The sequence below is a fragment of the Streptomyces sp. NPDC005899 genome (assembly GCF_040629645.1).
In the GTDB taxonomy this organism is placed as follows: Bacteria; Actinomycetota; Actinomycetes; order Streptomycetales; family Streptomycetaceae; genus Streptomyces.
The window spans coordinates 1-3038 of record NZ_JBEXWB010000530.1 but is presented as its reverse complement, the minus strand read 5'-3'; the positions used below and the strand labels follow the sequence as shown (position 1 = coordinate 3038).

Sequence of the window (3038 nt, the reverse complement as noted above, 5' to 3'; positions counted from 1 at the left end):
TTCCGACTCTATCAGACTCTTTCGTGTCCGATTCCCGGCCGAAGCGGGTTCCTGCTGATTCGCTTTCCAGTTCTTCGCTTTCGCGTTTCCCTTTCGGCGTGCTCACTACGTTAGCGGATTTCCTCTGCGACTCATAATCGAGCCGTCAGGTGAATTCCGGCATGCCGGAACCTCACCCGCCAGGGGTGAATCATAGGTAGTGGTTGGCCCTCTCACGATGCCCGGGCTCGGTCCTGAGGACCGGGCCGATGACAACTGCATCCGTTCAAGCGGCTCGGACTACATTAGGGAAGACGCGGGGACGAGTCAAGTAGCCCGGCGGCGCGGCACATGGGCCCGGTACGGGCTGACCGTGGGGTCACCGTCGATCCAGAAGCGCCACGGCTGGTGGGAGCCGTCGCCGCCCACGCCGGTGCGCGGCCCGCTCCGCACCTGACCGGGCGGGGGCGGGGTGCCCCGCAGTACGGACAGCGGGCCCTGGCCGTCCAGCACGTCGACGCCGTTCAGCGCCCGGTCGACGTCGAGGGCGGTGGCCAGCCGGGCCGGCCCCTTGGCCAGTTCGCGGTCGTTGCGCGCGGAGAAACGGCGCGCGCGGGCGAGGTCCGCCCCCACCTGGATCTCGCCCGCCCTGAGCAGGACCCCGCTCGCCTTGCCCTCGGGACCGCACACCAGGTTGAGGCAGTGCCACATCCCGTACGTGAAGTACACGTACGAGTGACCCGGCGGACCGAACATGACGCTGTTGCGGGCCGTCCGGCCGCGGAACGCGTGGGAACCCGGGTCGATGTCACCCGCGTACGCCTCCACCTCCGTGAGGCGCAGTTCGATGGGGCCCTCGTCGGTGGTGCGGACCAGGGTGCGGCCCAGCAGATCGGGTGCCACGTCCAGGACGGAACGGTCGAAGAAGTCCCGCGTCAGCGGCGTACGGTCCATGGCCTCGTTCATGGCGTCCGAGGGTACTGGGAAGGCCGCGCCGGGAACCGGCTACGGTTCTGGCGCGTATGTAGAGGTCAGGACCAAGGAGGAAAACATGGGCTTCAAGCGGCTGCTCGCGAGCATGGGTGCCGGCGGTGCTTCGGTCGAGACCGAACTCACCGAACTCAACGTCGTCCCCGGTGGCGTCGTGCAGGGCGAGGTGCGCGTCCAGGGCGGCTCCGTGGACCAGCAGATCGAAGGTCTGTCGGTCGGTCTGCAGGCGCGGGTCGAGGTCGAGGGCGGCGACCAGGAGACGAAGCAGGACATCGAGTTCGCCAAGCAGCGTCTGGGCGGTGCCTTCGAGGTGAAGGCCGGTGCCGTGCACGTCGTGCCGTTCGGGCTCGAGATCCCCTGGGAGACGCCGATCACCATGTTCGCGGGGCAGCACCTGCGGGGCATGAACATCGGTGTGACCACGGAGCTCGAGATCGCCCGGGCCGTGGACTCCGGAGACCTGGACCCCGTCAACGTGCACCCGCTGCCGGCCCAGCAGGCCATCCTGGACGCCTTCGGGCAGCTGGGCTTCGGCTTCCGCAGCGCGGACATGGAGCGCGGTCACATCCGCGGTACGCGCCAGCGGCTGCCGTTCTACCAGGAGATCGAGTTCTTCCCGCCGCAGCAGTACCGCGGCCTCAACCAGGTCGAGCTGACCTTCGTCGCCGACGACCGTGAGATGGACGTCGTCCTGGAGATGGACAAGAAGCCCGGCCTCTTCAGCGAGGGCAGTGACTCCTACCGCGCGTTCAAGGTCGGACTGAACGACTACCGCGACACGGACTGGGCCGCCTACCTCAACCAGTGGCTCGCGCAGGTCGGCGGACAGCGCAACTGGCTCTGACACCCCCTAGGGTCGGTGGCAGAGACAATGCAGCCGATCAGGAGAGGTGCTGACGTGACCGAGTCGAAGAGGGCCCCACTGCCGCACGACTTCCATCCCGAGGTCCCCTCGTTCACCGTGGTGAGCGAGGACCTCGCACCGGGGGCCGTACTCGCCGACGCGCAGGTCCTCTCCGCGGGGAACACCTCGCCGCATCTGCGGTGGGAGGGCTTCCCCTCCGGGACGAAGAGCTTCGCGGTGACGTGCTTCGACCCGGACGCGCCGACGGGCAGCGGGTTCTGGCACTGGGTGGTCTTCGACCTTCCGGCTTCGGTGACGGAGCTTCCGGCGGGCGCCGGCAGCGGCACGTTCGAGGGGCTGCCCGAGGGGGCCGTCCACGCGCGCAACGACTACGGCGCGAAGGAGTTCGGCGGTGCCGCGCCGCCGGCCGGTGAGAACCACCGCTACGTCTTCACCGTGTACGCGGTGGACACCGAGAAGCTCGGTCCGGACAGCGACGCCTCGCCCGCGGTGGTCGGATTCAACCTCCGCTTCCACACGCTGGCCCGCGCCCGGCTGATCGGTGAGTACGCCTCCCCCGACAGCTGAGGGTTCTCCCGCTGTTTGCCCTGCCCCGGTCTTGGAGAGACCAGGGCAGGGCACTTTTTATTGCGTTGTCCATCACGGCTCTCCCGGACAGAGTTGATCCGGGCCCGCCGGGGGGCGGGCGGCACACGGGAGGTGGGCAGGATGCGGGACACACTGGTGCTCAACGCGAGCTTCGAGCCGCTGTCGACGGTGACGCTCAACCGCGCGGTGGTGCTCATCCTGCAGGACAAGGCGGTCGTCGAGCAGGCCGATCCCGGGCTGCGCATGCGGGGCGCCGCCGTCGACATCCCGGTGCCCAGAGTGATCAGGCTCTGCCGGTTCGTACGGGTGCCGTTCCGAAGACACGCGCCGTGGTCGAGAAGGGGCGTCCTCGTGCGGGACCAGCACCGGTGCGCGTACTGCGGGCGCCGGGCGACCACCGTGGACCATGTGGTGCCGCGTGCCCAGGGCGGTCAGGACACCTGGACGAACACGGTGGCCTCGTGCGCCGAGGACAACCACCGCAAGGCTGCCAGGACCCCCGAGGAGGCGGGCATGCCACTGCTGCGTCAGCCGTTCGTGCCCTCGCCCGCGGACGCCATGCTCCTCGCGCTGGGGGCCGGCGACCGGTCGGCGTTGCCGGAGTGGCTGGCGCGGT

4 protein-coding genes are annotated in these 3038 nt (G+C 69.1%); 3 read left to right on the top strand and 1 reads right to left on the bottom strand.

The window, feature by feature from the left end:
• Positions 1 to 306 precede the first annotated feature (306 nt).
• Positions 307 to 945 (bottom strand): DNA-3-methyladenine glycosylase, encoded by a 639-nt coding sequence (locus ABZ371_RS30970; protein WP_358685907.1) that lies wholly within the window; start codon positions 943 to 945, stop codon positions 307 to 309.
• A gap of 85 nt (positions 946 to 1030) precedes the next feature.
• Here ABZ371_RS30970 and ABZ371_RS30965 point away from each other — a divergent pair, with 85 nt between their 5' ends.
• The 3 genes from ABZ371_RS30965 to ABZ371_RS30955 form a co-directional block, all read left to right on the top strand.
• Positions 1031 to 1813 carry a sporulation protein gene (locus tag ABZ371_RS30965; RefSeq protein WP_358685905.1) on the top strand — a complete coding sequence of 261 codons (783 nt, stop codon included), beginning with the start codon at positions 1031 to 1033 and terminating at the stop codon, positions 1811 to 1813.
• Between the two features lie 54 nt (positions 1814 to 1867).
• Complete coding sequence (locus tag ABZ371_RS30960; RefSeq protein ID WP_358685903.1) at positions 1868 to 2401, top strand: YbhB/YbcL family Raf kinase inhibitor-like protein; 534 nt, start codon at positions 1868 to 1870, stop codon at positions 2399 to 2401.
• 141 nt (positions 2402 to 2542) lie between these two features.
• The coding region (locus ABZ371_RS30955; RefSeq protein WP_358685901.1) for an HNH endonuclease at positions 2543 to 3038 on the top strand (496 nt) is incomplete at its 3' end.

Coding starts and splice junctions, on each gene's coding strand:
- ABZ371_RS30970 (WP_358685907.1), bottom strand. CDS start 945: ATGAACGAGGCCATGGACCGTACGCCGCTGACGCGGGACTTCTTCGAC.
- ABZ371_RS30965 (WP_358685905.1), top strand. CDS start 1,031: ATGGGCTTCAAGCGGCTGCTCGCGAGCATGGGTGCCGGCGGTGCTTCG.